Below are 24,942 nucleotides of genomic sequence, written 5' to 3'. Positions count from 1 at the left end.
GCATGAAATTCATTTGTAGGCGAACGAAACTCGAGTCCCTTTCTAGAGCGTTTTCGTATGGATTGGAAGATGACTCAGCCGCGCATGCGGCTCTGGTAGTCGTGCTGCTGCCAATTTGAGCGGAAGAGCCAGTCGGCCTCGGGCTGGCGCGCGGCGAGCTCCTCGGAGATCTCGACCTCGTCGAAGCCCGAACGGCGCGCCATGGCATATTGATCCGAGATCACGTGGCCCTTGGCACGCAGGCGGCCGGTATAGCCGCGCAGGCGCAGCAGCCGGGCCAGCGTGAAGCCGCGGCCGTCGGCGAAGCTCGGGAAGTCGATGCGGATCATCTGGGTGTCGGCGTCGAAGTCCAGCGCCTCGGGCGCGGTGTCGGAGGGCAGGTCGCGCACGGTCTCGGCCTCGAAGCCGGCGCTCCAGTCGTCGGGCGCGAAGCCCGCGTCGGTGACGATGATGCTCATGTGCTCGGTCCTTGTCTCACCATGCGGCCATTGGCAAAATGGATGCCGCATTCCACTTTCTCTTCGCCGCGCCAGCGCCCCGACCGCGGGTCTTCGCCCTCGGCCACCGGGGAGGTGCACGGCGCGCAGCCGATCGACGGGTAGCCCTTGGCCACCAGCGGGTGCCGGGGCAGGCGGTTCTCGTCCATGTAGGCCCGGACATCCTCCGGCGCCCAATGCGCCAGCGGGTTGACCTTGATGCGGCCGGTCGCGTCCTCGAGCTCGAAGAACTCGAGCGCCTGCCGGGTCGCCGACTGGAAGCGCTTGCGGCCGGTGATCCAGCCGTCGAAGCCCGACAGCGCCTGCTCCAGAGGCACCGTCTTGCGCAGCGCACAGCAGGCATCGGTGCTGCTCAGGCGCAGGTCGTCATTCGGATCGCGCTGCGCCAGCATCGTCTCGTCGGTGCGGATCACCCGCACGTCCTCGAGATGCAGCCGCTCGGCCACGTCCTGCTGGTAGACCAGCGTCTCGGCAAACAGCAGCCGCGTGTCGATGAACAGCACCGGCGTCTTGCGGTCGATCATCGCCACGAGGTGCAGGAGCGCGATCGACTCGGCGCCGAAGGACGACACCATGGCGATCTCGCCTGCCTCGGGATCGCGCAGCGCGCCCTCGAGCACCGAGACCGCGCCGTGATGCCGGTAACGCGCGTTCAGCGCCGCGACCCGTTGGCGCAGATCGGCCAGCGCATCGGCGCCGAGCGCGGGCGCACCGGAGGCCTGCGTGTCAGGGAGGGATTGAAAGCTCATGCGGTCACGCAGCCCGCTGCCGCTTGCCTGCGTCCTCGCCGTAGAGCGCCGTCTTGAAGGGGGCCATACCGATGCGGCGGTAGGTTTGCAGGAAGCTTTCGCCGGGTCCTTCTCGATGTTGCATGTAGGCGTCCACGATGCGTTCGATCGCGGGCACCACCTCTTCCGCCGGGAAGCCGGGCCCGGTGCGTTCCCCGAGGCTCGCGGTCTCGGTGGCATCACCCCCAAGGGTGATCTGGTAGTTCTCCACGCCGGCACGATCAAGGCCGAGGATGCCGATATGGCCCACGTGATGGTGGCCGCAGGCGTTGATGCAACCGGAGATCTTGATCTTCAGCTCGCCAATCTCGTTTTCGATCTTCAGCTCGTCGAACCGGGTCGCGATCTCCTGCGCGATGGGAATCGAGCGGGCGGTCGCCAGCGCGCAGTAATCCATGCCGGGGCAGGCGATGATGTCCGAGATCTTGCCGATATTGGCCGTCGCCAGACCATGCGCCTTCAGGATCTTGTGGATCTCGGGCAGGTCGGACTTGTGGACATGCGGCAGCACCACGTTCTGCTCGTGGGTGATGCGCAGCTCGTCATGGCCGAAGCGGCGGGCGAGATCGGCCATCACGCGCATCTGCTCGGCGGTGGCATCGCCCGGGGTCTTGCCGTGGGCCTTGAGGCTGATCTGCGCGATGGCATAGCCGCCGGCCTTGTGCGCGGTGAGGTTGCTGTCGCACCAGGCGCGGAACACCGGGTCGGCCTCGTAGGCGGCATCGAACGCCTCGGTCGGCGCGTTGCGGAAGGCGGGCGGGGCGAACTGCGCCTCGATCTCCTCGAAGAGCTCGAGATCGACGCCGCCGAACGCCGCCTTGGTCTCGGCAAAGCGCGCCGCGACCCGCTCGCGGATCTCGTCAATGCCGTGCTCGTGCACGGTGATCTTGATGCGGGCCTTGTACTTGTTGTCGCGCCGGCCGAGCAGGTTCCAGACCGAGACCACGGCCTCGACATAGGGCAGCAGATCGGCCTGCGGTACGAAGGGCGCGAGCTCCTTGCCGATCATCGGGGTGCGGCCAAGCCCGCCGCCCACAAGGACGCGGTAGCCGATCTCGCCGTCATGCTCGACGACCTGGATGCCGATGTCATGCGCCTTGATCACGGCGCGGTCGTTCTCGGCGCCGGTGACGGCGATCTTGAACTTGCGCGGCAGGAACTGGAATTCGGGGTGATCGGTCGACCACTGACGCAGCAGCTCGGCGACGGGGCGCGGGTCGGCGACCTCGTCGGCGGCGGCGCCGGCGAAGTGATCGGCGGTCACGTTGCGGATGGTGTTGCCCGAGGTCTGGATGGCGTGCATGCCGACCTCGGCCAGCGCGTCGAGCATGTCGGGCACGTCGCGCAGCTCGGGCCAATTGTACTGGATGTTCTGGCGGGTGGTGAAATGGCCGTAGCCCTTGTCCCACTTCTCGGCCAGCAGCGCGAGCTGGTCCATCTGCGCGCCGTTGAGGGTGCCATAGGGGATCGCCACGCGCAGCATGTAGGCGTGCAGCTGGAGATAGAGGCCGTTCATCAGGCGCAGCGGCTTGAACTCGTCCTCCGTGAGGGCCCCGGAGATGCGGCGCTCCACCTGCTGACGGAACTGGCGGTTGCGCTCTGCAACGAAGGCTGTGTCGAACTCTGTGTAGCTGTACATCTGTCAGTCTCTCCCGCGGGGGTCACGGATGGACCCCGCAAATGTCTTCGAGAAGGGGCGCGGCCTCAGCCGGCGGCCTGCTTGCCGTGGTGGTAGTTGGACGGGCCGGTGGCGCGGAACTCCTCGCGGAAATGCGTGGGCTGCGGTCCAGCCTCGGTGGGGGCCATGTCGGCGAGGTAGACGCCGACCGCCTCGGAGGCGCGGGCCTGCGCGTCGAGCAGGCGAAGCTGCGCGATGGCCTCGTCGGTGATGATCTCGGCCTCGTCGAGGCGCCGGACCCAGCGGTCATCGGCGGCGAGGTAGATCACGTCGCCCTCGAGCAGGGCATTGGCGGTGACGACTTTCGGGGTAAAGGCCTTGGGCATCAGGAAACCTCCTGTCTGGCGATTGCGAGGGCGCGGGCCGCCTGCGGGGCGAGGCCCAGCAGCAGCACGGCGGGGCCATCGAGCTCGGCGGCATCGAGATCGGCGGCCAGCATGGCGAGGGTGGTGGCGATGTGGCGCTCGTTGGGGCGCGAGGCGTTTTCGACCGCGGTCACCGGGGTGGCGGGATCGGCACCATGCATCATCAGCCGTCCCTGCAGGAACCGCGCGGCGCGCTTGCCCATGTAGATCGCGGCGACGGCACCTGGGCGGGCCAGCGTGCGCCAGTCCTGCTCGGCGAAGCCCTTGACGTCATGCCCGGTGAGCAGGCGCAGGTCGGAGTTGCGGCCGCGCTTGGTGAGTGAGACGCCGAGGCTGGCGGCGGCGGCGGTCGAGGCGGTCAGGCCCGGGGTGACGTGGTAGGGGATGCCGGCGGCGTCGAGCGCCTCGGTTTCCTCGTCGAGCCGGCCGAACACGCCGGGATCCCCAGCCTTGAGGCGGATCACGCGGGCACCGCTTTGCGCGTGCGCGATGATGAGGGCATTGATATCCCCCTGCTTCATCGACGGGCCGAAGCCCTTCTTGCCGACGGGCACCAGCGTGGCGGTCGCTGAGGCCAGCGACAGGATCGCTTCGGGCACGAGCTGGTCGTGCAGGATGACCTCGGCCTCCTGGATCTCGCGCAGGGCACGGACGGTCAGAAGCTCCGGGTCGCCGGGGCCGGCGCCGACAAAGGCCACGTGCCCGCGGGGCGGGGTCTGGGAGGTATGTGCCATGTGGGTCCGTCCGCTGTGAGTGTTTCGCTCACGGAAATATAGAACATTTTCCCCCTTTCCCGCTAGGAGGGGGCGGTTTTAAAGAACTTTGTTCTCTCTGGGTGGCGTGATATGAAACAGCGTCTACGGATGGACAGGAAAGAGGAAAACCCATGCAGCTCGACGGCACCGATCGGAAAATCCTTCGCGAACTGCAGCTCGATGCGGGCCGTTCACTCGACGAGATTGCCCGCGCGGTGGGCTCGTCCAAGACCCCGGTGTGGAACCGGATTCGCAAGATGCGCGAGGGTGGGGTGATCGGGCCGCAGGTCGTCATCGCGGATGCCGACAAGCTGGGCTTCGAGGCGTGTTTCTTCGTGCTGGTGCGGACCTCGGAGCATGATGCCGACTGGCAGGGGCGCTTCCTGCACGCGGTGCGCTCGCGCCCCGAGGTGATGGAGGCGCACCGGCTGGCGGGGGATATCGACTACATCCTCAAGGTCCGGGTTCAGAACGCCCGGGCCTATGATGTGTTCTATCAGGCGCTGATCTCGGAGGTGAAGGTGCACAACGTCACCGCGCTCTTGTCGATGGAAGAGATCAAGAACACCACGGCGCTGCCGGTGTGAGCGGTTGCGGTGCGTCTGATCCGATTGGACGGGAGACGCCGCCGCGCAGCGTCGGGCCGCGGACTGGCGATCGTCGCAGAGAATCCCTCGATTTATCCCGGCCACATCCGAAGGACCTCGAAGCTTGGCACCTGCGTCACTAAATCGCCGGTCCGGGGGGCGGCCCGGCGATGCGCGGCGGCCTGCGGCCTCTATTCCGCGCGGGCACGCTGCTCGCCCCCGGGGCTGGCGATTTGGTTGGGCCGAGCGCATCGTGTCGTGGTCCTTCGGATCTGGCCGGGATAAACCAAGAGGATCATCGGTCGGGTCGCCATCCCGCGGGCTGGCGAGGGCGCGGTTCGCGTTGGCCTCAGAACTCAGCCTTTCTCAGCCCAGAGCGTCGCCTCACCGCGTCACCAGAAGCCGCTCCAGCCCGTGGAAATGGTAGAGATCCGCGTAGCGCGGCGCCTCGGCCAGCCGCAGCCCAGGGCAGCGCGCGAAGAGGATCGGCAGCGCCACCTGCAGCTCCAGCCGCGCCAGCGGCGCGCCGACACAGAAATGCGGCCCGCCGCCGAAGGCGTGATGCGCCGGCCCCTCGCGCTCCGGATCGAAGCGATGCGGGGCGGCATAAACCTCCGGATCGCGCCCCGCCGCGCCCAGAAGCAGCCCGACCTGATCGCCGCGCGCGAAGCGGTGGCCGAAGAGATCGACCTCCTCGTAGGCGTAGCGGCTGAAGAGATGCAGCGGCGGGTCGTGGCGCATGATCTCCTCGCAGACCGGCGCGGCGGTGACCTCGGTGATCCCGTGGCCGGTCTCGAGCAGGGTCTTGATGCCGTTTCCCATGGTGTGCACCGTCGCCTCGTGCCCGGCATTGAGCAGCAGGATGCAGGTGGTGATCAGCTCCTCGGTCGAGAGCTTTTCGCCGGCCTCCTCGGCGGCAATGAGCTGCGACAGCAGATCGTCGCGCGGATCGCTGCGGCGGGCGTCGATATACTCGCTCAGGAAGGCGGAGAACTCCGACGCGGCCTTTGAGGCCGCCTCCTCGATCTCGCGCGTGCGCCGCGCCTGGTACATCGCCACCATCGCGTTCGACCAGTCGAGCAGCTGCGGCGCCATCGCGTCGGGCACCCCCAGAAGCCGCGCGATGACGATCACTGGGATCGGTTGGCAGAAGGCGGGCAACAGATCGACCGCGCCCTCGGGGAAGGCATCGATCAGCCCATGCGCCAGCGCCGCGATCTCCGGACCCAGCGCGGCGATGCGCCGCGAGGTGAAGGCGCGCAGCACCAGCCCGCGCAGGCGGGTGTGCCGCGGCGCCTCGAGCTCGAGCATCGAATGCGCCTCGACCTTGTAAAAGGGCCGCAGATGCTCCGGCACCGGCTGCAGCAGCTCGGACGGGATCTCGCGCCCGAAGCGCCGGTCGCGCAGCAGAGCGTGCACGGCGCGGTGCGAGGCGGCGCAGACCATGCCAAACTCCTCCCACCAAGCCAGATCGCCGCCCGCGCGCAGGCGGTCGTAGAACGGGTAGGGGTCTTGCACGAAGGCGGGATCGGTCGGGGATTGGGAGACGCGTTGCATGGGCGCGACCCTGCCTCCGCGCCGCTTCCCTGACAAGACGCGGCTTGCTATGTCAGGGGCATGAAGCGGACCCTGCAACACAGTCGCGGCGCGCTGCTGGCCCTGTCGCTCGCCACCACCGCCGCGCTGTCGGCGGGGGTCTGGCATTATGGCTACGTGCAGGCGCTGGGCCCGCTCGCGGCGCGCGGGCAGAGCGATCTCGAACTCGCCTCCGAGCGCCTCGTCACCCAGCTCCAGCGCTTCCGCGAGTTTGCCGTGCTCAGCGCCGATCACCCGGCGCTGAGCGGGCTGCACCATTTCGGCTCGCGCCGCACCGCCGAGGCGATGCTGCTGCGCGGGGCTGACCGCTCCGGCGCCGCCCTCGCCGCTTATGTCGATACCGAGGGACGTATCCTCGCGGCCTCCGAGCCGGGTCTGCCGGACTGGGTGCTGCAGGGAGACCCCTTCGACCGGGCGCTCGACGGGGCGCTGGGCATCGCCCATGGCGAGGGGCCCGAGGGCATCGACCGCGCCTTCTACTTCGCAGCCCCGAGCTTCGGCATGGACGGGGCGGTGCGCGGGGCGCTGATCGTTGTGGTCGATATCGCGCGGCTCGAGCAGGACTGGCGCGGCTCGCTGCCGGCGGTGTTCTTCACCGACAGCGCCGGCGAGATCTTCGCCACCAACCGCTCCGAGCTGCTGGGCTGGCGCCGCACCGGCCCGGCGGAAGTGGTCACCCCCGATGGCACCCGCCGCGAGGTGACGGTGCGCGAGCCCGGCGGCCATATCGTCTGGCAGCAGCGCTTCTCGCCCTACGTGCCGGCCCACGCGCTGCGCCTCGAAAGCGAGCTGCCGGTGATCGGCATGACAGGAGTGCTGCTGATGGACACCGCGCCCGCCACCCGCCTTGCCGGGCTGCAGGCGGCGGTGGTGGCCTCGGTGGTGCTGTTCTTCGGGGCGCTGCTCTGGCTGGCGCTGGAGCGCCGCCGGGCGTTGGCCGAGGCCAATCTCGTGCTCGAGGAGCGGGTCTCGGCCCGCACCCGGGCGCTGCAGCAATCGAACCTCGCCCTGCGCCGCGAGATCGCCGAGCGGCAGGAGGCGGAGGCGGCGCTGAAGCGGGCGCAGGCAGAGCTGGTGCAGGCCTCGAAGCTGACCGCGCTGGGCAAGATGAGCGCCGGCATCAGCCATGAGCTGAACCAGCCGCTGATGGCGATCCGCTCCTTTGCCGAGAACGGTGCCGCCTTCCTCGAGCGCGGCAAGCAGGAGCGCGCGGCGGAAAACCTCGGGCGCATCTCCGACATGGCCGGCCGCATGGGACGGATCATCAAGAACCTGCGCGCCTTCGCGAAGGCCGAGCCGGAGCCCGCACGCCGCGTCGGGCTGGCGGCGGTGGTGGAAAGCGCGCTCGAGGTGCTGGCGCCGCGCATCGCCGAGACCGGCACGATGATCGACTGGCAGCGCCCCGAGACCGCGACCGTGGTGATGGCGGGCGAGGTGCGGCTGGGGCAGGTTGTCATCAACCTGCTCTCCAACGCGATGGACGCGATGGCCGGCAGCGAGACCCGCGCCATCACCATCCGCGTCACCCGCGACGACGCGGGCGGGCGCGTGATGCTCACGGTGCGCGATACCGGCCCGGGGATCGCCGATCCGTCGCGCATCTTCGATCCGTTCTACTCCACCAAGGAGGTCGGCGCCGCCGAGGGGATGGGCCTCGGGCTGTCGATCTCCTATGGCATCGTCGAGGGCTTCGGCGGGCGGCTGCGCGGCGAGAACGTGCCGGGCGGCGCATGTTTCACCGTCGAGCTGATGCAGGCGAAGGAGATGGCATGAGCGTGCGCAGCGTGCTTCTGGTGGATGACGACGCGGCGGTGCGCGAGGCGCTGGGCCAGACGCTGGAGCTCGCCGAGTTCGACGCCATCACCGCCGGCTCCTTCGTCGAGGCCAAGGACCGCATCGGGCCGCAATTCGAGGGCGTGATCGTCTCGGACATCCGCATGCCGGGGCGCGACGGGTTCCACCTGCTCGACTATGCCCACGAGCAGGATGCGGAGCTGCCGGTGATCCTGCTGACCGGCGAGGGCGACATCCCGATGGCGGTGCGCGCCATGTCGGCGGGCGCCTTCGACTTCCTCGAGAAGCCCTGCGCGCCGCAGGACCTGATCTCGGTGATCGAGCGCGCCCTGCGCACCCGTGGCCTCGTGCTCGAGAATCGTCGCCTCAAGGCGCAGCTCGAGACCGGCGACCCGGCGGCGCGGATGATCTTTGGCATCTCGCCGCAATCCGAGACCCTGCGCGCGCAGGCCCGCGCCGCCGCCCGCGCCGGCACCGACGTGCTGATCCGCGGCGCCCGCGGCTCGGGGATCTCGAAGGTGGCCGAGGTGGTGCACCTGTGCTCGACCCGCGCCAAGGGGCCGTTCGAGAAGCGCTCGGCGGCGGGGCTCGGGCGCGAGGGGCTCGAGGCGGTGTGGCAGGCCTGCGCCGGGGGGACGCTGTTTCTCGACGAGATCGCGCAGCTGCCGCTCGACACCCAGCTGGCGCTGCAGGACCGGCTCGAGGCCGGCGGGGCACGGCTGATCGCCGGCAGCGTCGAGGATCTGGGGCAGGCGGCGGAGGCCGGGCGGTTCTCGGCCGAGCTCTATTACCGGCTCGAGGTCATGCAGCTGCGCATCCCTGCGCTGGCCGAACGCCCCGAGGACATCCCCGTCCTCTTCCGGCACTACGTGGCGCAGGCGGCAGAGCAATCGGGCATGACCCCGCCCGAGATCGGCGACGAGGTCATCGCCGGGCTGATCGCGCGCGACTGGCCGGGCAACGCGCGGGCGCTGATGTCGGCGGCGATGCGCTTCGTGCTCGGCCTCGGCGACGAGGATGCCGCGGGCGAGGGGCTGGGGCTTGCCGAGCGTCTGGCGCAGGTCGAGCGCTCGCTGCTGGCCGATGCGCTCAAGCGCACCGGCGGTCAGGCCAGCGCGGCGGCCGAGATGCTCAAGCTGCCGCGCAAGACCTTCTACGACAAGCTGGCGAAATACGGGCTGAAGCCGGAAGAGTTCCGCTGAGCCTCCTCGGCTCCTCGCGGACCCTCCTCGGCGAATCACGGGCGACTCGGCGGCGAATCGGATCTGTGCGGATTTCCGCACAAGCCGCGCTGGGCGACGTGCGGGATTTCGCACAGGCGACCGGGTTGCAATAGGAGCGGGTGGCGCCGGATCTGCGTCAAGTATATGGTTATAAATGTAAAAATGTCAAAATGACCCGGTTTTGAGCAATCCCTTGATGCGTCTGGCGCATGGCTGTCTTGTGCTCAGCGAAGGGCCAGCAGGGGAGCGGGCCCTCGCTCATCATCATCTCGGGAGGATACCGATGAAGAAGTTTCTGATGACCGCCGTGGCCGCTGCGGCCCTCACCACCGGCGCCACCGGCGCGATGGCGGCTTGCGACGATGGCGAGATTGTCATCAAGTTCAGCCACGTCACCAACACCGACAAGCACCCCAAGGGCATCGCCGCCTCGCTGCTGCAAGAGCGCGTCAACGAGGAAATGAACGGCAAGGCCTGCATGGAGGTCTACCCGAACTCCACGCTCTACAACGACGACCAGGTGCTCGAGGCGATGCTGAACGGCGACGTCCAGATGGCCGCGCCCTCGCTGTCGAAATTCGAGCAGTTCACCAAGGTGTTCCGCATCTTCGACCTGCCGTTCATGTTCGTGAACATGGAAGCGGTCGACGCCTTCCAGAACTCGGAAACCGGCCAGGAGATGAAGGAATCGATGGTCCGCCGCGGCCTGCTCGGCCTCGGTTTCTGGCACAACGGCATGAAGCAGATGTCGGCCAACAAGCCGCTGCTGATGCCCGAGGATGCCGCCGGCCTGAAGTTCCGCGTGCAGCCTTCCGAGGTGCTCAAGGCGCAGTTCGAAGCGCTTGACGCCAGCCCGCAGCCGATGGCCTTCTCGGAAGTCTACGGCGCGCTGCAGACCGGCGTTGTCGACGGTCAGGAAAACACCTGGTCCAACGTCTACGGCCAGAAGTTCTTCGAAGTGCAGGACGGCACCACCGAGACCAACCACGGCGTGCTCGACTACATGGTCGTGACCTCCGCCGATTGGTGGGACAGCCTCGACGAGGACGTCCGCGCCCAGCTCGAGACCATCGTCAACGAAGTGACCGCAGCGCGCAACGCGGCGATCGCCGAGGTCGACGCCGAGAACCGCCAGGCGGTGCTCGATGCCGGCGGCGAGATCCGCGAGCTCACCCCCGAGCAGCGCGAGGCCTGGGTCAACGCGATGAAGCCGGTCTGGGAGCAGTTCACCGACGATGTCGGCCAGGAGAACATCGACGCCGCCCAGGCGTTCAACTCCGAAGTCCAGGGCTGATCGCCCGCCAAGGCACCCGACCGGCCCTCTGCGCGAGCGGCCGGGCGGGGATCAGGGGACGCAACGCCGTCCCCTTTTTCTTACCATCCTGAAACACCAAAAAAATTGGCACCGGGGCCGGGGCCCGGACGCGGAATGGGGGACGGCATGTCCAGTCAGTACCATGGCCACAGTGCACTTGGCCGCATCGTCAACGAGATCGAGGAAACCGCCATCGCGGTGATCCTCGGCCTCATGACACTCATCACCTTCGTCAACGTCGTGCTGCGCTACGGCTTCAACACCGGCATCATCTGGGGCCTCGAGGCAGTGACCATCCTCTTCGCCTGGCTGGTGCTGTTCGGGATCAGCTACGCGGTAAAGGTCACCGCGCATCTGGGCGTCGACGCGGTCATCAACCTGGTCTCGCCGACCGCCCGCCGGGTGCTGGCGCTGATCGCGGCGGTGATCTGCATCGTCTACGCGGCGCTGCTGCTCAAGGGCGCGTGGGATTACTGGGCGAACTTCGCCAACCTGCCGCAGACCACCGGGCGCTGGTTCCCCACCGGTTTCGAGGAGATGAAACGCACCTCCTACCGCTCCTGGTACGAGGTCGTCGACATCCCGATGCCCGAGTGGCTGCGCTTCATCGAACCGTGGATCAACTACGGCGATGCCTACGAGAAGCTGCCCCGCTTCATCCCCTACGCGATCCTGCCCTTCGGCGCGGCGCTGCTGTTCTTCCGCTTCATCCAGGCCGGTGTGCGGATCTGGACCGGCGACCAGCAGAGCCTGATCGTCAGCCACGAGGCGGAAGACGCCGTCGATGACGTGGCCCACATGAACCGCGAGGACTGATCTGATGGACGTTCTTCTTCTCTTCGTTTCCGTCATCGGCCTGATGCTGATCGGCGTGCCGATCGCCGTGTCGCTCGGCCTGTCGTCGATCGTCTTCCTGCTGGTGCTCTCCGACACCTCGCTGGCCTCGGTGGCGCAGAGCTTCTTCCAGGCGATGGCCGGGCACTACACCCTGCTGGCGATCCCGTTCTTCATCCTCGCCTCGAGCTTCATGTCGACGGGCGGCGTGGCGCGGCGGATCATCCGCTTCTCGATCGCGCTGGTGGGTCACATGCATGGCGGCCTCGCCATCGCCGGCGTCTTCGCCTGCATGCTCTTCGCGGCGCTCTCGGGCAGCTCGCCCGCGACTGTGGTGGCCATCGGCTCCATCGTCATCGCCGGCATGCGCCAGGTGGGCTACACCAAGGATTTCGCCGCCGGCGTGATCGCCAACGCGGGCACGCTGGGCATCCTCATCCCGCCGTCGATCGTCATGGTGGTCTATGCCTCCGCGACCGATGTCTCGGTGGGCCGGATGTTCCTCGCGGGCGTGATCCCGGGCCTTATGGCCGGCACCATGCTAATGATCACCATCTACGCCATCGCGCGGGTCAAGAACCTGCCCAAGGGCGAGTGGCTGGGCTGGGGCGAGGTGCTGTCCTCGGGCCGCGACGCGCTCTGGGGCCTGTTCCTGATCGTGATCATCCTGGGCGGCATCTACGGCGGCATCTTCACCCCGACCGAGGCGGCGGCGGTGGCGGCGGTCTACGCCTTCTTCATCGCCAACTTCGTCTACCGCGACATGGGCCCGCTGGCGGGCAAGGACGGCGAGCGCAACCTGACGCTGCTGCGCAAGCCGATCGCGCTGGTGACGGCGTTCTTCCACCGCGACACCCGTGACACGCTGTTCGACGCCGGCAAGCTGACGATTACGCTGATGTTCATCATCGCCAACGCGCTGATCCTGAAGCACGTGCTGACCGACGAGCAGATCCCGCAGCAGATCGCCGCGGCGATGCTCGACGCCGGCCTCGGCCCGGTGATGTTCCTGGTGATCGTCAACGTGATCCTGCTGATCGGCGGCCAGTTCATGGAGCCCTCGGGCCTGCTGGTCATCGTCGCGCCGCTGGTCTTCCCGATCGCCATCGAGCTCGGCATCGACCCGATCCATCTCGGCATCATCATGGTGGTGAACATGGAGATCGGCATGATCACCCCGCCGGTCGGCCTGAACCTCTTCGTGACCTCGGGCGTTGCCGGCATGCCGATGATGAGCGTGGTTCGCGCCGCACTTCCCTTCCTTGCGGTGCTCTTCGTGTTCCTGATCATGGTGACCTACATCCCGATCCTGTCGACCTGGTTGCCGACCACCTTCATGGGGCCGGAGATCATCACCCGGTGATCCGGGGACGAGATCGCTGAAACGAGAAACGGCGCCCTTGTTCGGGGCGCCGTTTGTCGTGGAGAGGGCGGGATCGCCTCCGGCGGGAGTATTTATCGACATGAAGAAGCAGGGGCGCGGCGCGATGATCCGGCCTTGTGAGGGGGATGCGCTTGGGAGAGACGGCGCTCTTGCCCGGGGGGCGTCTGCGTAGAGAGGGCGGGATCGCCTCCGGCGGGAGTATTTGCCAACATGAAGAAGCAGGGGGCAGCGCGCCGCACCCCTGCTTCTCTACGTTTCTAAATACTCAAGCTCCGGCGCTCAGGCCGGCGCCGCGTTCAGGGCCTCGATGATCGGTACGAAATCCGCGGCCTTCAGCGAGGCGCCGCCCACCAGCGCGCCGTCGACATTGGAGACCGCGAAGATCTCCTCGGCGTTCGACGCCTTCACCGAGCCGCCGTAGAGCAGGCGCACCGAGCGGCCGACGCCCTCGCCGAAGCGCTTCTCGAGCTTGGCGCGCATGAAATCGTGCACCTCGCCGATCTGGTCGGTGGTGGGCACCTTGCCGGTGCCGATCGCCCAGATCGGCTCATAGGCAATGACGAGGTTGTGGCCGGTGGCGCCGTCCGGCACCGACTTGGCGAGCTGGCCGCCGATGATCTCGAGCGTGTTCGACGCCTCGCGCTCCTCGAGGCTCTCGCCCACGCAGAGCACCACCATCAGCCCGGCCGCCCAGGCCGCCTCGCACTTGGCGCGGACGTCCTCGTCGTGCTCGTCGTGGTCGGTGCGGCGCTCGGAATGGCCAAGGATCACGTAGGTGGCGCCGGCATCCTTCAGCATCTCCGCCGAGACGTCGCCGGTATGGGCGCCGGACGCCTTGGCATGGCAATCCTGGCCGCCGATGGCGATGTCGTCGGAGCTGGCTCCGGCGGCGGCGGCGACCAGTGTCGCCGGCGGGCAGATCAGCACCTCGGCGGCGCCCCTGGCGGCCTCGGCCATGCCCTCGAGTTCCGAAAGCGCGGCGGTGAGGCCGTTCATCTTCCAATTGCCGGCGGCGAGTTTCGTGCGCATGGTCTCTCCCTCATTCGGTTCGCGCCCATCATCGGGGGCGGGGCGGCGGCGTCAAGGGCGCCGCCCGGGGAGAAATGACGCAGGGGCCTGATTTTGCAAGGCGCAGGCACGCCCGTGGGCGTCAGTTGGCCTGGCGCTCGGCCTCGAGCTCGTCGAGATCCTTGAACTTGATCGATTCGCCGCAGCCGCAGGCGTCGGCGACGTTGGGGTTGTTGAATTGGAAGCCCGACTCGAGCAGCGAGACCTGGTAGTCGATCTCGGTGCCGAAGAGGAACATCTGCGCCATCGGCGCGATCATCACCCGGGCGCCGTCCTGCTCCACCACCTCGTCATTGCCGTCGGCGGTGTCGACGAACTCCATGGTGTATTCCATGCCGGCGCAGCCGCCTTTCTTGACGCCGATGCGCAGACCGGCGCGGCCATCGCGCTCCATCAGCTTGCGCACCTGCATCACCGCCGCCGGGGTCATGGTGACAGCCTGTTTGCCTGGAATGCCGAACATTTCGCGTCTCCTTATTCGTCTCCCAAGGTAATATGCCCGCCCTCCCGTCACAAGGGGGGCGGCGGGAGGCGGCCCTGTGCGCCAGCGCTCAGGCCTCTTCCGCAGCAGCGCGCAGCGCCCTTGCCGGGTTTCCCGCCACGGTGACCCCCGGCGCGACGTCGCGCGTCACCACCGACCCGGCGCCGATTACCGCGGCGTCGCCGATGCGGATGCCGGGCAGGATCAATGCGCCACCGCCGATCCAGACATTGTCGCCGATGGTGATGGGACGGCCGAACTCAAGGCCCGTGTCGCGGGTGGCGCCGTCGCGCGGATGGTCGGCGGTGAGGAGCTGGACGTAGGGGCCGATCTGCGTTTTCGCGCCGATGCGGATCGGGCAGACGTCGAGGCAGACGCAGCCGTAATTGAAGAATACGCCCTCGCCGAGATGGATGTTGTAGCCGTAATCGACATAGAAGGGCGCCCGAAGCGCCACCGCTTCCGGGCAGGTGCCAAGCAGTTGCTGCAGCAATGCCGGGCGTGTGTCATCGCCGTAGATCGTGACGTTGTACCGAGACATCAGCCGCTGCGCGCGCTTGCGGTCCTCGCAGAGCTCTGGATCACCCGGGTCATAGAGCTCGCCAGCCATCATCTTCTGCTTCTCGCTCGTCATGCCGGTCTCCTCCGCTGCCGCGGGGTGAGCCTGTCAAAGCGCGGGGCAGGGCGCAATGGCGGCGGTCAGGCCGCCTCGGCGGGCGTGACCTCGGGGAAGATCGCCTGCGCTTCGTCGTCGAGCCGGCGCGCCTCCTTGAGCAGCGCCTCGCGCACCTCGCAGGCCATGGTCCAGGCAAGGTTGGGATCCGGGGTCGGCACCAGGAACAGCACCTCCTGGCCGAACACGTCGTGGCCCTTGACGTAGACGCCCCGGTCCTCAGCGCGATCCTCGGGAATGTCCATGCCGTCGAGGATCTCCTCGTATTTCTGCCGCAGCGCCTCGATATCGGCCTTGTGCGACAGGCGCAGCACCACTTGCTCGATGAGGAAATGCTCCTTCATCGTCCAGTTCTCGAACGGCTCCGAGACAAAATCCACCACCGGCACGACGAGCCGAGAGCCGGTCCAGACGCGCAGCTGCACAAAGGTGAAGTGGATGCGCTCCACGGTGCAGAACCGGCCCTGGTAGATCACCTTGTCGCCGATCCGGGCCGACTGATTGAGGGCGATCTGCAGCGAGGCCATGATGTTGGTGAGCACGTTGCGCCCGGCATAGGCGAGGATGATCGTCGCGGTGCCGGCGCCGGCGAGCAGGGACAGACCGAGCGAGCGCATCACGCTGGCCTCGTTGATGGTGATGCCAGCGCCCACCAGCACCACGATGACGATCACCGCGCGGCGCGCCGCCGAGACCCGCGTGGCGATGTTGCGGCGCTGCTCCATGCCGTCGCCCATCGCGGCGAGTTCCTCGTCGTCGAAATTCACCAGCCGTGACAGGATCACGTCGGCCACGTTGACGATGAGCCAGAGCGTGGCAACCACGTAGCCGAGGATGATCAGCGGCGACAGGACGGTGTCGATGCGGCCCGAGAACACGAAGACCTTGCTGGTCAGCAGCGATATGGTCAGCGTCACCACTGCCAGCGTCAGCGGGCCGCGCGTCGCCACCAGCATCGAGGTCGGCGCATCGCGATGGGTGCGGCCAAGCCCCTTCGACATCGCCTTGTTGAACAGGAAGCCCACCAGCGCGGTGATCATCAGCACCAGCGGAAACGCCCCGACCTCGTACCAGCGCAGGCCCCAGAAGGCCTTCTGCCGCAGCGGCTCGGGCAGCATCAACTCGAACTCGGTCGGTCCGTAGGCGTCGGCCAGCGCCGGCAGCGACATCACCGTCTGGCGCGACACCAGCCACACCGGCTCGCCGATCGCCGGCTTGATGCGGTTGATGCGGATCGGCACCGGGCGGTCGCCGAGCTTGACGTACCACAGCAGCAGCGAGCGTCGCGGCTCCCCGGCCATCGGCGCGTCGGTGGTGCGCGCGTCGACCCCGTCGGGGCGATCGCGCAAGTCATACCAGTCGATGATGATGCGGCGGTCGAGCAGGGTGGCGAACTGCTCGGCCCGCTCGGGGCCGATCTCGGCCTGCTTTTCGGCGGGGATCGCCGAGAGATCTAGCAGGTGCGCCGCCTCACCCCATTCCTCGGCATCGGCGCGGAACAGGAAGCTCTCGAGGCTCGAGCGCGGCGTGGTGCGGTCGATATTGTCGGGCGGGGTGCCGAGCCCGGGATTGACCTCGGTGACCCGGTACCACGCATCGAGGCCGGCCTGCTCCTGTGCCCGCGCGGGAGGCGCGATCAGCAGCGCCAGCAGGAGCGCGACGAGACAAAGGGGAAGGGCACGGGCAAGATGCAGCATCGCGGTTCAACTGCGGATGCGGCGGGTTCGTTCCCGTTGGTGGTAAAATAAAACCGCCGGCCCCTCTGGAGGACCGGCGCAAGCCTCACATGAAGCCGAGCTCGAGGCGGGCCTCGTCGCTCATCATGTCCATGCCCCAGGGCGGGTCGAAGACCATCTCGACATCGACCTCCTTGACGCCGGGCACGGCGCCGACGGCATCCTGCACCCAGCCGGGCATCTCGCCGGCCACCGGGCAGCCCGGAGCGGTCAGGGTCATGATGACCTTCACGGCGTTCTCGGCATCGATCTCGATGGTGTAGATCAGGCCGAGATCGTAGATGTTGACCGGGATCTCCGGGTCATAGACCGACCGGCACGCCTCGACGCATGCTTCGTGAAGCGGGTGCTCGGTGGAGGAGGGCGCGATCAGCGGGGCGCCTTCGAGCGGTGCGTCATCCATTGCCTGTCCTTTGTCTGCTTTTCCGACTGATTATATAGGAAAGCTGCCGGGGCGGGTAAAGGCCGCAATCGGCGCAGGGGCGCGCCCGGCTCGGCGCGGCCTCCTCAGGCGGGGCCAAGGCGCGCGCCCGGGCTCAGACCATATGGGTGGCGATCCAGTGGCGCACGCTTTCGAGCCGGCCGCGCGCGACGGGAATCACGCTCTCGTCGACCAGCCGCAGCACCGGCTTGCCATCGTCGCGGCCTAGCTCGCGCACCGCGTGGCGCGGCACCCACCACGATCGGTGCGGCTGCACGCCATCCTCGGCGCGGGTCTGGGCCACGATGTCCGAGAGCCGCGCGCGCTGGCTGAGGGTGCCGTGGCGCAGCCGCACATGCACGTGGTGCTCGCGCGCCTCGATGAACGAGACCTCTCCAATCGAGACCGGGCGCGCTCCGATATGGATCTTGCGATCCTCGGTCCCGGCCTCCGGCTCGGCGAATTCGGGCGCCTCCGGCAGCGCCTCGGCGATTGCGGGCTCGGGCCTCTCCGGGGCCGGGCCGGGAGCAGCTGGCGGCTGGGTCACCCGGGGCAGGACGAATCGCGTGAAGATGGTCTCGAACATGATCACCGTAACCGCGACATATCCCATGCGCTGAAGCAGCAGCGGGCGAAGTTCGTCGCCGGCGATGAGGCTCAGGCCGGTCTCCATCGCGGTCAGGGTGGGGGCAAAGGCGAGCAGGCTCAGAATTGGCATGTAGACCGCGGGGGTCTGCCGTCCGCTCATGTAGCGCAGCGCCGCGAGCCCGAGCATGATCGCCACATGCACACAGAGGTAGAGGAAGAACGCTGCCGTCCACGAGAGCGCGTAGATCCCCAGCGGGACAGAGGCGAAGAGGTGGCTGGGATCGGAGACCAGGAGAATCACCAGGACGAATCCGAGGTAGACCTGTGTCAGCCGATGCTCGAACAGCGCCAGGAACTCCTGGGCGGTGAGATCGATCTGCTCCAGCGTCGTGGCCCGCAGGTTCAGGTTGGTCCGTAGAAAATCATGCACGTCAAAATATCCGGCTCAAGAGCGCGTCGTTCAGGGATGCATGGGATTGTCATGAAAATCAAGGCGCTCGCCGGGCCGTGACGCTGCGCAAGACGCGCTCTCCGCGTGCTACGGCAGGGCCGGCACCGCCGGCACCAAGCGCCCGCAAGGCCCTCCGCCGAAGCGGCCGACCGGCCCGGCGGGCAGGCCACTGCGGGGCGCGTGCTCAGAGCAGGGTCATGGGCACCGGCCGAGCGGAAGAGCGCGCCCCCTGTCGGGTATTTCCCGCGCCCGCGCCGCGCGGGCGTCTTGAGGGCAAATCCCTGTAAACCCAAGAAAATATGGTGCTCTAGACTGCTCTGGCAGGGGGCGGGACGCGGCGCTTTCGGCTTTTCTGAGAAAATGCACATTTCCCTCGCCAAAACCGCTTGACGGCATCCGGACCTCCGCCTAGAAGGGCCTCCACGTTCGGGGAGGCACTCCTCGGAGGGCAGTGAGCGGTTGTAGCTCAGTTGGTTAGAGTACCGGCCTGTCACGCCGGGGGTCGCGGGTTCGAGCCCCGTCAACCGCGCCACCACTGCCCCCAAAGATGCCGCCCCGCGGAAAGCGCGGTTGTAGCTCAGTTGGTTAGAGTACCGGCCTGTCACGCCGGGGGTCGCGGGTTCGAGCCCCGTCAACCGCGCCACTTTCCCCCCTTCGCCAAGGACTATGGAGATCACCCCCACCGGGGGCCACGATCGGTCTCACTGTCTTCTCTACGTCGATCAATAACTCCGGGGTGAATTGGCGCGCCTGCGCGCCGAGAGGGGCAGCGCCCCTTCAGCATCCCCCCACGCGCGCACCGCTTGAGAAACGCCGTCACGCAGGTTAAACCGCGCCGGATCGCGCCCTCATTCCCGAACGGACCAGACACATGAAATTTCTCGATCTTGCCAAGGTCTATCTCCGCTCCGGCAGCGGCGGGAACGGCTGCATCTCGTTCCGGCGCGAGAAGTATATCGAATTCGGCGGCCCCGATGGCGGCGATGGCGGCGGCGGCGGCGATGTCTGGGTCGAGACCGTCGATGGTCTCAACACGCTGATCGACTTCCGCTACCAGCAGCATTTCTTCGCCGAGAACGGCCGCCCCGGCATGGGCCGGCAGCGCACCGGCAAGGATGGCGAGGACATCGTGCTGCGTGTCCCCGTGGGGACGGAGATCCTCGACGAGGACGAGGAGACGGTGATCGCCGACATGACCGAGCTCGGCCAGCGCGTGCTGCTGTGCAAGGGCGGCAATGGCGGCTGGGGCAACCTGCATTTCAAGACCTCGACCAACCAAGCCCCGCGCCGCGCCAACCCGGGCCAGCCCGGCGTCGAGCGCACCGTGTGGCTGCGCCTCAAGCTGATCGCCGATGTCGGCCTTCTGGGCCTGCCCAATGCCGGCAAGTCGACCTTCCTTGCCGCGACCTCGAACGCCCGGCCCAAGATCGCCGACTACCCCTTCACCACGCTGCACCCGAATCTCGGCGTCGTGGGCGTCGACGGCAAGGAATTCGTCGTGGCCGACATCCCCGGCCTGATCGAGGGCGCCCATGAAGGCCGCGGCCTCGGCGACCTGTTCCTCGGCCATGTCGAGCGCTGCGCGGTGCTGCTGCATCTCGTCGATGGCAGCTCGGGCACGCTGCTCGAGGATTACGACACGATCATCAACGAGATCGAGCAATACGGCGCCGGTCTCGCCGATAAGCCGCGCGTCACCGTGCTCAACAAGATCGATACGATGGACGACGAGGAGCGCGCCTTCCTGCGCGAGGAGCTCGAGGCCCGCTCGGGCGGCAAGGTCATGCTGATGTCCGGCGCCTCCGGCGAGGGCACCACCGAGGTGCTGCGCGCGCTGCGCGCCTTCATCGACGAGAAACGCCTGCGCGAGGCCCCCGAGGACGACACCGAATGGCGGCCCTGAGCGCGGCGCAGCGCCTGGTCGTCAAGATCGGCTCGGCGCTGCTGGTCGACAAGCAGACCGGCGCCTTCCGCGGCGACTGGATGCGCTCCATCGCCGAGGACATCGCCCGCATCAAAGCCCGCGGCACCGATGTGATCCTGGTCTCCTCGGGCTCCATCGCGCTCGGCCGCGGCATCCTCAAGCTGCCCCCCGTGGCGCTGCCGCTCGAGCAGAGCCAGGCCGCCGCCGCCGTGGGCCAGATCCGGCTTGCGCGCGAATGGGAAGACGCGCTGGCGCCGCATGGCGTAGTCACCGGCCAGGTGCTGGTGACCCTCGAAGACAGCGCCGACCGCCGCCGCTACCTCAACCAGCGCGCCACGATGGAGACGCTGCTGGGCTTCGGCGTGGTGCCGATCGTCAACGAGAACGACACCATCGCCACCGACGAGATCCGCTACGGCGACAATGACCGCCTCGCGGCGCAGGTTGCGGTCACCGTGGGCGCCGACCAGCTGATCCTGTTGTCGGATGTCGACGGTTTCTACTCCGCCAACCCGGCGCAGGACCCGACGGCGCATCGCTACGAGGTGATCGACGAGATCACCCTCGAGATCGAGGCGATGGCCGGTGATGCCGGCTCGGGGCTGTCGAAGGGCGGCATGAAGACCAAGCTGCTGGCCGCCAAGACCGCCACCGCGGCGGGCTGCGCCATGGCGATCACCGAGGGCTCGGTGCTCAACCCGCTCTCGGCGCTCGAGGCCGGGGCCAACGCCACCTGGTTCACCTCCCGGCTCGATCCGCACGCCGCGCGCAAGCGCTGGATCGCGGCGATGAAGCCCTGCGGCGCGGTGATCGTCGACGATGGCGCCGCGAAGGCGCTGGCCAATGGCCGCTCGCTGCTGCCGGTGGGCGTCACCTCTGCGGTGGGCGAGTTCGGCCGCGGCGACCCGGTGGCGATCCACGATGCCCGCGGCGTCACGCTGGGGCAGGGGCTGACCCGCTACACCGCCGACGAGGCCCGGCTGATCACCGGTCGCCACTCGTGGGAGATGGAAGACGCCCTCGGCTATTCCGGCCGCGCCGTCCTGATCCATCGCGACGACATGGCCCTCTGACCCGTCACCCGGCGCCCCGCCCCCGTCTTCTCTGGTTCGAAAATACCTCGGGGGAGTCGCAGCTCCGCTGCGACGGGGGCAGCGCCCCCGCATCCCTTGCCCCTTGCGCTGCCCCCAGCCGAGACGCCGGACCGCGCCACCCGGCAAGAACGCCCCACGCATAGAAGACCGCGTCACGTCTCGAGACGCGACAGCGGCCGCACCCGAAGGCGCGGCCGCCCGCAGGCGGGGGCTCAGAACATCCCGTTCTCGTTCGCGGAGGTCTCGGGCACCGGCTGGATGACATCCCAATGCTCGACGATCATGCCGTCCGCGACGCGAAAGATGTCGACGATGGCGCGGCCGCGGTCATCCGCGCCGGCGGTCGAATGCACGTGCAGCCAGACCAGGTCGCCGGAGGCGGCGCTTTTCACGATCTCGTTCTTCGCGGCCGGGTTCTCGGCGAAGAGCCCGGTGAAATACGACACGAAGGGGGCCTTGCCGTCGGGCACGTTCGGGTTGTGCTGGATGTAACTGTCGGCGACCACGGCGGAGGCGGCCGCGACGTCGTGGTCGAGGAAGACGCCCTCGTAGAACTCGGTTACCAGGGCGAGGTTGGCGGCCTCCCGGGTGATGTCACGCTCCGGCGACTGGGCCAGGGCGGTGCTGCCGGCCAGCAGCGCGGCGGTGAGCGCCGCGGGCCGGGAAAGGTGGGGGAAAGACATGAGACGCACTCCTTCGTGTGGTTGTGTCGTTATGCTGTTCAGAGGCAGCAGGCGCCGCGGACCGGCACCCGCCAGGGGCGCTCAGCGCGCCAGGTAGCCGCCATCGATCGGCAGGTAGCCGCCGTTGACGAAGGTCCAGTTCGGGGCCGAGACCATGGCCACGACCGAGCCGACCTCTTCGGGCTCGCCCATGCGGCCCACCGGGTGGGCGCTTTCGAGCTCGGCACGGGAATCGGGGTCGAGATTGTCTTCCATCCCGGTCTTGATGAAGGCGGGGCCGATGGCGATGGCGCGCACGCCCTGCTCGGCGTAATCCACCGCGACCTGCTTGGTCAGCCCGACCACCGCGTGCTTGGTGGCAACGTAGGGCGCCATGCCTGGGAAGCCGACCTGCCCGAGGATCGAGGCGATGTTGACGATCACTCCGCCGCCGTTCTCGATCAGCGCCGGGATCTGCGCGCGCATGCCGTAGAACACGCCGTCGAGGTTGATCGACTGGATGCGCCGCCAGAGCGCGTCATCGATCTCGGCCAGCTTGGTGGCGGGCGGCGCCACGCCGGCGTTGTTGCAGGCGATGTCGAGCTTGCCATAGGCCTCGAGCGTGCCGGCGACCAGCGCCCGGGCGTCGGCATCCTTGGAAACATCGGTGTGCCGGAACCGCGCGGTGCCGCCGGCCTCGGTGATCAGGCGAACCGTCTCGGCACCTGCGGCGTCGTCGAGATCCGCCACCATGACCTGCGCGCCGGCGCGGGCATAGTGCAGAGCGATCGAACGGCCGAGACCGGCCCCTCCGCCGGTCACCAGCGCGACCTGTCCGTCGAGGAAAGCTGTCGTCGTTGTCATGAAAATCTCCATTCCTGAAATGCGGCGATAAAAGCGCCTGCCGGGCGCGGGGTCCGGCAGGCGAAAGCGCTCAGCGGTAGCTGAAGAGGTATTCCGCGACCATCTCGGCATTCGCCGGGGTCGCGGCGTCGAAGCCGTAATAGGCGCCGTAGGTGTCGCGCAGGCTCTCGGTGGCACGGCGCGCGATCTCGTCGTACCAGGCGGGCAGCATCGGGGTATGAGCGGTCAGCGTCGCGCTGTCGACGCCGAAGCCCCACGGCACCTCGCCCATCGCCTTGCCGACAGCGGCCTCGAGATCGTCAAGGAACTGCAGGTAGAAGGCGATGTCCTCATGCGAGCCGACATTGCCGTGGCCGCCCGAGAGATACTCCCAGTCGAGCGCGCCGATCTGCTCGACCAGCTCGCGGTAGCCGAGATAGGAGGCGGAGCCGGCGAAGGACCAGAACGGCGGCTGGTCGGGGTTGATGACGTCGGGGATATGCGCGACCTTCTCGCCTTCCAGCACGAAGATCGAGTGGTCATGGGCGTGGGCGTCGTCTTCGGCGGCGATCACGTCGACGGTCAGGCCCTCGAAGTCGAAACTGGCCTCGTCATGGCCCAGCACGCGGGTCGGCGCGGGGTGGCTTGAGCCCAGTTTCTCCATCTGCGCGGCGGTCGCCTCGGTGGCGATGATCTCGGCGTCGGGGAAGGCCTCGAGGATCACCGGCGCGTCCTGGATGTGGTCGGCGTGGTTGTGGCTGTAGACGATGGCGGTGACCGGCAGCTCGGTGACCGAGGCGATGGCGTCGAGCAGTCCGGCGCCCTGGCCTTCGAGCGCGTCGAACAGCAGCACGCCCTCGTCACCGACGTAGAACACGGTGCCGTAGAAGCCGCCCTGGTAGAAATAGACCCGGTCGGTCAGCTTCTGCAGGATGAAGGCCTGGGTCATGTTCTTGGTGAAGAGGTGCTCGATCTTCTCGCCCGGGGCCAGCGCCTCGCTGGTGGACTCGGCGCGGTAGGTGGCGCCCACGGTCGAGGGCACGTCGGCCAGCGCGCCGTGGCCGAGCACGAGGGCCAGCGCGGTGGTGGCGGCGAAACGAAGGTTGCGGGTCATGGCGATGTCTTCCTGTGGTTGCATCAGTTTGATGTGTCTCAGGTAGATTGGAGGATCGTCTGCCACTAGGCCGATAAAGCGCGATTCACTGTATTGATTTGGCATACGGTTGCGGCTAGTCCTGCCCCATGCTGAAGCTCGATCGCCTGTCCTACTTCCTTGCCGTCGCCGAGACCGGCTCCTTCACCCGCGCCGCCGACCGTCTCGGGATGACCAAGGCGGTGGTCAGCGCGCAGGTCGCCCGGCTCGAGGATGAGCTTGGCGTGTCGCTGTTCATGCGCACCACGCGCAGCGTGACGCTGACCGAGGATGGCGAGCTCTTGCTCGGCCATGCCAGGCAGATCCTGGCCGAGGCGGAGAGCGCGCAGGAGGCGCTACAGTCAAAATGGGAGACGCCGTCGGGGGTCCTGCGCATCACCGCCCCGCTCGATTACGGCCAGAGCTTCCTGATCCCGGTGCTGACGCAGTTCCGGGCGCGTTTCCCGGCCTGCAAGGTGGCGCTCGATCTCAGCGACAGCATCGTCGATCTTCACTCCGGCAACTGGGACTTGTCGATCCGGCTCGGGTGGCTGTCTGATTCCAGCCTCAAGTCACGCCGGGTCGGCAGCTTCACGCAGCATCTCGTGGCGAGCGCAGCGCTGGTCGCGCAGCATCCAGCGCCGTCCTGTCCGAAGGATCTCGCGGGCTGGCCCTTCGTGAAAAACTCCGCGCTGCGCGAACCGCTCAGCCAGGATTTCTCCCGGGGGCAGGGCGCGCAGGAGCGCATCCGCCCCGACGTGGTCGCCTCGATGACCACGACCCCGGCCGTTCTCGAAGCGGTGCTGGCCGGGCTGGGCGCGGCGATCCTGCCGGATTTCCTCGTCGCCGAGAGGCTCGCCAGGGGCGAGCTGGTGAAGCTCCTGCCCGACTGGCATCTGCCGGAGGGCGGCATTCACATCCTCTACGCCCCGGCGCGCTTCCGCCCGCCGCGGGTGATCGAGTTCGCGAAACTCCTGGTGAGCGCCGAGAAGGAGCGGCGCAAACTGTGATCCCGCCGGCACGTGCTTCCGGGGCTGGCGCCTTGCGACCGGC

At 67.9% G+C, this 24,942-nt stretch carries 24 protein-coding genes and 2 tRNA genes; 11 read left to right on the top strand and 15 right to left on the bottom strand.

The genetic code is table 11. The annotated features are described in order from the left end of the window. Positions 1 to 74 precede the first annotated feature (74 nt). The 5 genes from KUV62_RS17140 to cobA form a co-directional block, all read right to left on the bottom strand. Complete coding sequence (locus KUV62_RS17140) at positions 75 to 458, bottom strand: DUF934 domain-containing protein (RefSeq protein ID WP_222604945.1); 384 nt, start codon at positions 456 to 458, stop codon at positions 75 to 77. Continuing rightward, positions 455 to 1,246, bottom strand: coding sequence for a phosphoadenylyl-sulfate reductase (locus KUV62_RS17135; protein WP_222604944.1), 792 nt, complete (start codon positions 1,244 to 1,246; stop codon positions 455 to 457). Before KUV62_RS17135 ends, KUV62_RS17140 begins: the two co-directional genes overlap by 4 nt. Before the next feature lie 4 nt (positions 1,247 to 1,250). Continuing rightward, on the bottom strand, positions 1,251 to 2,924 hold the full coding sequence (locus KUV62_RS17130) for a nitrite/sulfite reductase (RefSeq protein ID WP_222604943.1): 1,674 nt from the start codon (positions 2,922 to 2,924) through the stop codon (positions 1,251 to 1,253). A gap of 65 nt (positions 2,925 to 2,989) precedes the next feature. Further along, entirely contained in the window at positions 2,990 to 3,289 is a 300-nt protein-coding gene (locus KUV62_RS17125; protein WP_222604942.1) for a DUF2849 domain-containing protein, read from the bottom strand. Continuing rightward, positions 3,289 to 4,062, bottom strand: coding sequence for a uroporphyrinogen-III C-methyltransferase (cobA, locus tag KUV62_RS17120; RefSeq protein WP_222604941.1), 774 nt, complete (start codon positions 4,060 to 4,062; stop codon positions 3,289 to 3,291). The genes KUV62_RS17125 and cobA overlap by 1 nt, the downstream gene beginning before the upstream one ends. A gap of 152 nt (positions 4,063 to 4,214) precedes the next feature. On the opposite strand from cobA, the gene KUV62_RS17115 reads away from it, so the two are divergent. Then, entirely contained in the window at positions 4,215 to 4,670 is a 456-nt protein-coding gene (locus KUV62_RS17115; protein WP_207075586.1) for an Lrp/AsnC family transcriptional regulator, read from the top strand. A 384-nt stretch (positions 4,671 to 5,054) separates the two neighbouring features. Here the strand turns inward: KUV62_RS17115 and KUV62_RS17110 are convergent, their stop codons facing one another. Beyond that, positions 5,055 to 6,227, bottom strand: coding sequence for a cytochrome P450 (locus KUV62_RS17110; RefSeq protein ID WP_222604940.1), 1,173 nt, complete (start codon positions 6,225 to 6,227; stop codon positions 5,055 to 5,057). A gap of 60 nt (positions 6,228 to 6,287) precedes the next feature. On the opposite strand from KUV62_RS17110, the gene KUV62_RS17105 reads away from it, so the two are divergent. The 5 genes from KUV62_RS17105 (at position 6,288) to KUV62_RS17085 (ending at position 12,795) form a co-directional block, all read left to right on the top strand. Beyond that, positions 6,288 to 8,039, top strand: a complete 1,752-nt coding sequence (locus tag KUV62_RS17105) for an ATP-binding protein (protein ID WP_222604939.1) — start codon at positions 6,288 to 6,290, stop codon at positions 8,037 to 8,039. After that, positions 8,036 to 9,262 (top strand): sigma-54-dependent transcriptional regulator, encoded by a 1,227-nt coding sequence (locus KUV62_RS17100; protein WP_222604938.1) that lies wholly within the window; start codon positions 8,036 to 8,038, stop codon positions 9,260 to 9,262. The genes KUV62_RS17105 and KUV62_RS17100 overlap by 4 nt, the downstream gene beginning before the upstream one ends. A 304-nt stretch (positions 9,263 to 9,566) precedes the next feature. Beyond that, positions 9,567 to 10,577 (top strand): TRAP transporter substrate-binding protein, encoded by a 1,011-nt coding sequence (locus tag KUV62_RS17095; RefSeq protein ID WP_222604937.1) that lies wholly within the window; start codon positions 9,567 to 9,569, stop codon positions 10,575 to 10,577. Positions 10,578 to 10,724: 147 nt separating this feature from the next. Then, positions 10,725 to 11,414, top strand: coding sequence for a TRAP transporter small permease (locus KUV62_RS17090; RefSeq protein ID WP_222604936.1), 690 nt, complete (start codon positions 10,725 to 10,727; stop codon positions 11,412 to 11,414). Positions 11,415 to 11,418: 4 nt separating this feature from the next. Next, positions 11,419 to 12,795: a TRAP transporter large permease gene (locus tag KUV62_RS17085; RefSeq protein ID WP_222604935.1), complete on the top strand. Its 1,377-nt coding sequence runs from the start codon at positions 11,419 to 11,421 to the stop codon at positions 12,793 to 12,795. A 300-nt stretch (positions 12,796 to 13,095) separates the two neighbouring features. On the opposite strand, the gene tpiA is transcribed toward KUV62_RS17085, so the two are convergent. The 6 genes from tpiA to KUV62_RS22830 form a co-directional block, all read right to left on the bottom strand. Beyond that, positions 13,096 to 13,845 (bottom strand): triose-phosphate isomerase, encoded by a 750-nt coding sequence (gene tpiA / locus KUV62_RS17080; protein ID WP_222604934.1) that lies wholly within the window; start codon positions 13,843 to 13,845, stop codon positions 13,096 to 13,098. Between the two features lie 121 nt (positions 13,846 to 13,966). Beyond that, positions 13,967 to 14,347: a HesB/IscA family protein gene (locus KUV62_RS17075; protein WP_222604933.1), complete on the bottom strand. Its 381-nt coding sequence runs from the start codon at positions 14,345 to 14,347 to the stop codon at positions 13,967 to 13,969. An 88-nt stretch (positions 14,348 to 14,435) separates the two neighbouring features. After that, complete coding sequence (locus tag KUV62_RS17070; protein ID WP_222604932.1) at positions 14,436 to 14,999, bottom strand: sugar O-acetyltransferase; 564 nt, start codon at positions 14,997 to 14,999, stop codon at positions 14,436 to 14,438. A 65-nt stretch (positions 15,000 to 15,064) separates the two neighbouring features. Beyond that, positions 15,065 to 16,735 carry a mechanosensitive ion channel family protein gene (locus KUV62_RS17065; RefSeq protein WP_222604931.1) on the bottom strand — a complete coding sequence of 557 codons (1,671 nt, stop codon included), beginning with the start codon at positions 16,733 to 16,735 and terminating at the stop codon, positions 15,065 to 15,067. Positions 16,736 to 16,820: 85 nt separating this feature from the next. After that, a complete protein-coding gene (locus tag KUV62_RS17060) occupies positions 16,821 to 17,177 on the bottom strand; it encodes an SUF system Fe-S cluster assembly protein (RefSeq protein WP_222604930.1) in 357 nt (118 codons plus the stop codon). Between the two features lie 133 nt (positions 17,178 to 17,310). Beyond that, positions 17,311 to 18,213 carry a LytTR family DNA-binding domain-containing protein gene (locus KUV62_RS22830; protein ID WP_222604929.1) on the bottom strand — a complete coding sequence of 301 codons (903 nt, stop codon included), beginning with the start codon at positions 18,211 to 18,213 and terminating at the stop codon, positions 17,311 to 17,313. Positions 18,214 to 18,689: 476 nt separating this feature from the next. On the opposite strand from KUV62_RS22830, the gene KUV62_RS17050 reads away from it, so the two are divergent. From KUV62_RS17050 to proB, 4 genes are all read left to right on the top strand, one after another. Beyond that, positions 18,690 to 18,766 (top strand) — tRNA-Asp (locus tag KUV62_RS17050). 34 nt (positions 18,767 to 18,800) lie between these two features. Next, a tRNA-Asp gene (locus KUV62_RS17045) sits at positions 18,801 to 18,877 on the top strand. A 228-nt stretch (positions 18,878 to 19,105) separates the two neighbouring features. Next, on the top strand, positions 19,106 to 20,137 hold the full coding sequence (gene obgE / locus KUV62_RS17040) for a GTPase ObgE (RefSeq protein ID WP_222604928.1): 1,032 nt from the start codon (positions 19,106 to 19,108) through the stop codon (positions 20,135 to 20,137). Then, complete coding sequence (proB, locus tag KUV62_RS17035; protein ID WP_222604927.1) at positions 20,125 to 21,231, top strand: glutamate 5-kinase; 1,107 nt, start codon at positions 20,125 to 20,127, stop codon at positions 21,229 to 21,231. Before obgE ends, proB begins: the two co-directional genes overlap by 13 nt. Before the next feature lie 233 nt (positions 21,232 to 21,464). Here proB and KUV62_RS17030 read toward each other — a convergent pair whose 3' ends face one another. The 3 genes from KUV62_RS17030 to KUV62_RS17020 form a co-directional block, all read right to left on the bottom strand. Then, a complete protein-coding gene (locus KUV62_RS17030; RefSeq protein WP_222604926.1) occupies positions 21,465 to 21,935 on the bottom strand; it encodes a nuclear transport factor 2 family protein in 471 nt (156 codons plus the stop codon). A gap of 81 nt (positions 21,936 to 22,016) precedes the next feature. Continuing rightward, a complete protein-coding gene (locus tag KUV62_RS17025; RefSeq protein ID WP_222604925.1) occupies positions 22,017 to 22,778 on the bottom strand; it encodes an SDR family oxidoreductase in 762 nt (253 codons plus the stop codon). A 70-nt stretch (positions 22,779 to 22,848) separates the two neighbouring features. Continuing rightward, positions 22,849 to 23,871: an MBL fold metallo-hydrolase gene (locus KUV62_RS17020; RefSeq protein WP_222604924.1), complete on the bottom strand. Its 1,023-nt coding sequence runs from the start codon at positions 23,869 to 23,871 to the stop codon at positions 22,849 to 22,851. A 128-nt stretch (positions 23,872 to 23,999) separates the two neighbouring features. Here KUV62_RS17020 and KUV62_RS17015 point away from each other — a divergent pair, with 128 nt between their 5' ends. Next, positions 24,000 to 24,899, top strand: a complete 900-nt coding sequence (locus tag KUV62_RS17015) for a LysR family transcriptional regulator (RefSeq protein WP_222604923.1) — start codon at positions 24,000 to 24,002, stop codon at positions 24,897 to 24,899. Positions 24,900 to 24,942 lie beyond the last annotated feature (43 nt).

This window comes from Salipiger bermudensis (assembly GCF_019801965.1).
Lineage (GTDB): Bacteria > Pseudomonadota > Alphaproteobacteria > Rhodobacterales > Rhodobacteraceae > Salipiger > Salipiger bermudensis_A.
This window is presented reverse-complemented; position numbering and strand designations above follow the sequence as displayed.

Excerpts from the sequence above, each read along its gene's own strand:
- KUV62_RS17140 (WP_222604945.1), bottom strand. The coding sequence starts at position 458 with ATGAGCATCATCGTCACCGACGCGGGCTTCGCGCCCGACGACTGGAGC.
- KUV62_RS17135 (WP_222604944.1), bottom strand. The coding sequence starts at position 1,246 with ATGAGCTTTCAATCCCTCCCTGACACGCAGGCCTCCGGTGCGCCCGCG.
- KUV62_RS17130 (WP_222604943.1), bottom strand. The coding sequence starts at position 2,924 with ATGTACAGCTACACAGAGTTCGACACAGCCTTCGTTGCAGAGCGCAAC.
- KUV62_RS17125 (WP_222604942.1), bottom strand. The coding sequence starts at position 3,289 with ATGCCCAAGGCCTTTACCCCGAAAGTCGTCACCGCCAATGCCCTGCTC.
- cobA (WP_222604941.1), bottom strand. The coding sequence starts at position 4,062 with ATGGCACATACCTCCCAGACCCCGCCCCGCGGGCACGTGGCCTTTGTC.
- KUV62_RS17115 (WP_207075586.1), top strand. The coding sequence starts at position 4,215 with ATGCAGCTCGACGGCACCGATCGGAAAATCCTTCGCGAACTGCAGCTC.
- KUV62_RS17110 (WP_222604940.1), bottom strand. The coding sequence starts at position 6,227 with ATGCAACGCGTCTCCCAATCCCCGACCGATCCCGCCTTCGTGCAAGAC.
- KUV62_RS17105 (WP_222604939.1), top strand. The coding sequence starts at position 6,288 with ATGAAGCGGACCCTGCAACACAGTCGCGGCGCGCTGCTGGCCCTGTCG.
- KUV62_RS17100 (WP_222604938.1), top strand. The coding sequence starts at position 8,036 with ATGAGCGTGCGCAGCGTGCTTCTGGTGGATGACGACGCGGCGGTGCGC.
- KUV62_RS17095 (WP_222604937.1), top strand. The coding sequence starts at position 9,567 with ATGAAGAAGTTTCTGATGACCGCCGTGGCCGCTGCGGCCCTCACCACC.
- KUV62_RS17090 (WP_222604936.1), top strand. The coding sequence starts at position 10,725 with ATGTCCAGTCAGTACCATGGCCACAGTGCACTTGGCCGCATCGTCAAC.
- KUV62_RS17085 (WP_222604935.1), top strand. The coding sequence starts at position 11,419 with ATGGACGTTCTTCTTCTCTTCGTTTCCGTCATCGGCCTGATGCTGATC.
- tpiA (WP_222604934.1), bottom strand. The coding sequence starts at position 13,845 with ATGCGCACGAAACTCGCCGCCGGCAATTGGAAGATGAACGGCCTCACC.
- KUV62_RS17075 (WP_222604933.1), bottom strand. The coding sequence starts at position 14,347 with ATGTTCGGCATTCCAGGCAAACAGGCTGTCACCATGACCCCGGCGGCG.
- KUV62_RS17070 (WP_222604932.1), bottom strand. The coding sequence starts at position 14,999 with ATGACGAGCGAGAAGCAGAAGATGATGGCTGGCGAGCTCTATGACCCG.
- KUV62_RS17065 (WP_222604931.1), bottom strand. The coding sequence starts at position 16,735 with ATGCTGCATCTTGCCCGTGCCCTTCCCCTTTGTCTCGTCGCGCTCCTG.
- KUV62_RS17060 (WP_222604930.1), bottom strand. The coding sequence starts at position 17,177 with ATGGATGACGCACCGCTCGAAGGCGCCCCGCTGATCGCGCCCTCCTCC.
- obgE (WP_222604928.1), top strand. The coding sequence starts at position 19,106 with ATGAAATTTCTCGATCTTGCCAAGGTCTATCTCCGCTCCGGCAGCGGC.
- proB (WP_222604927.1), top strand. The coding sequence starts at position 20,125 with ATGGCGGCCCTGAGCGCGGCGCAGCGCCTGGTCGTCAAGATCGGCTCG.
- KUV62_RS17030 (WP_222604926.1), bottom strand. The coding sequence starts at position 21,935 with ATGTCTTTCCCCCACCTTTCCCGGCCCGCGGCGCTCACCGCCGCGCTG.
- KUV62_RS17025 (WP_222604925.1), bottom strand. The coding sequence starts at position 22,778 with ATGACAACGACGACAGCTTTCCTCGACGGACAGGTCGCGCTGGTGACC.
- KUV62_RS17020 (WP_222604924.1), bottom strand. The coding sequence starts at position 23,871 with ATGACCCGCAACCTTCGTTTCGCCGCCACCACCGCGCTGGCCCTCGTG.
- KUV62_RS17015 (WP_222604923.1), top strand. The coding sequence starts at position 24,000 with ATGCTGAAGCTCGATCGCCTGTCCTACTTCCTTGCCGTCGCCGAGACC.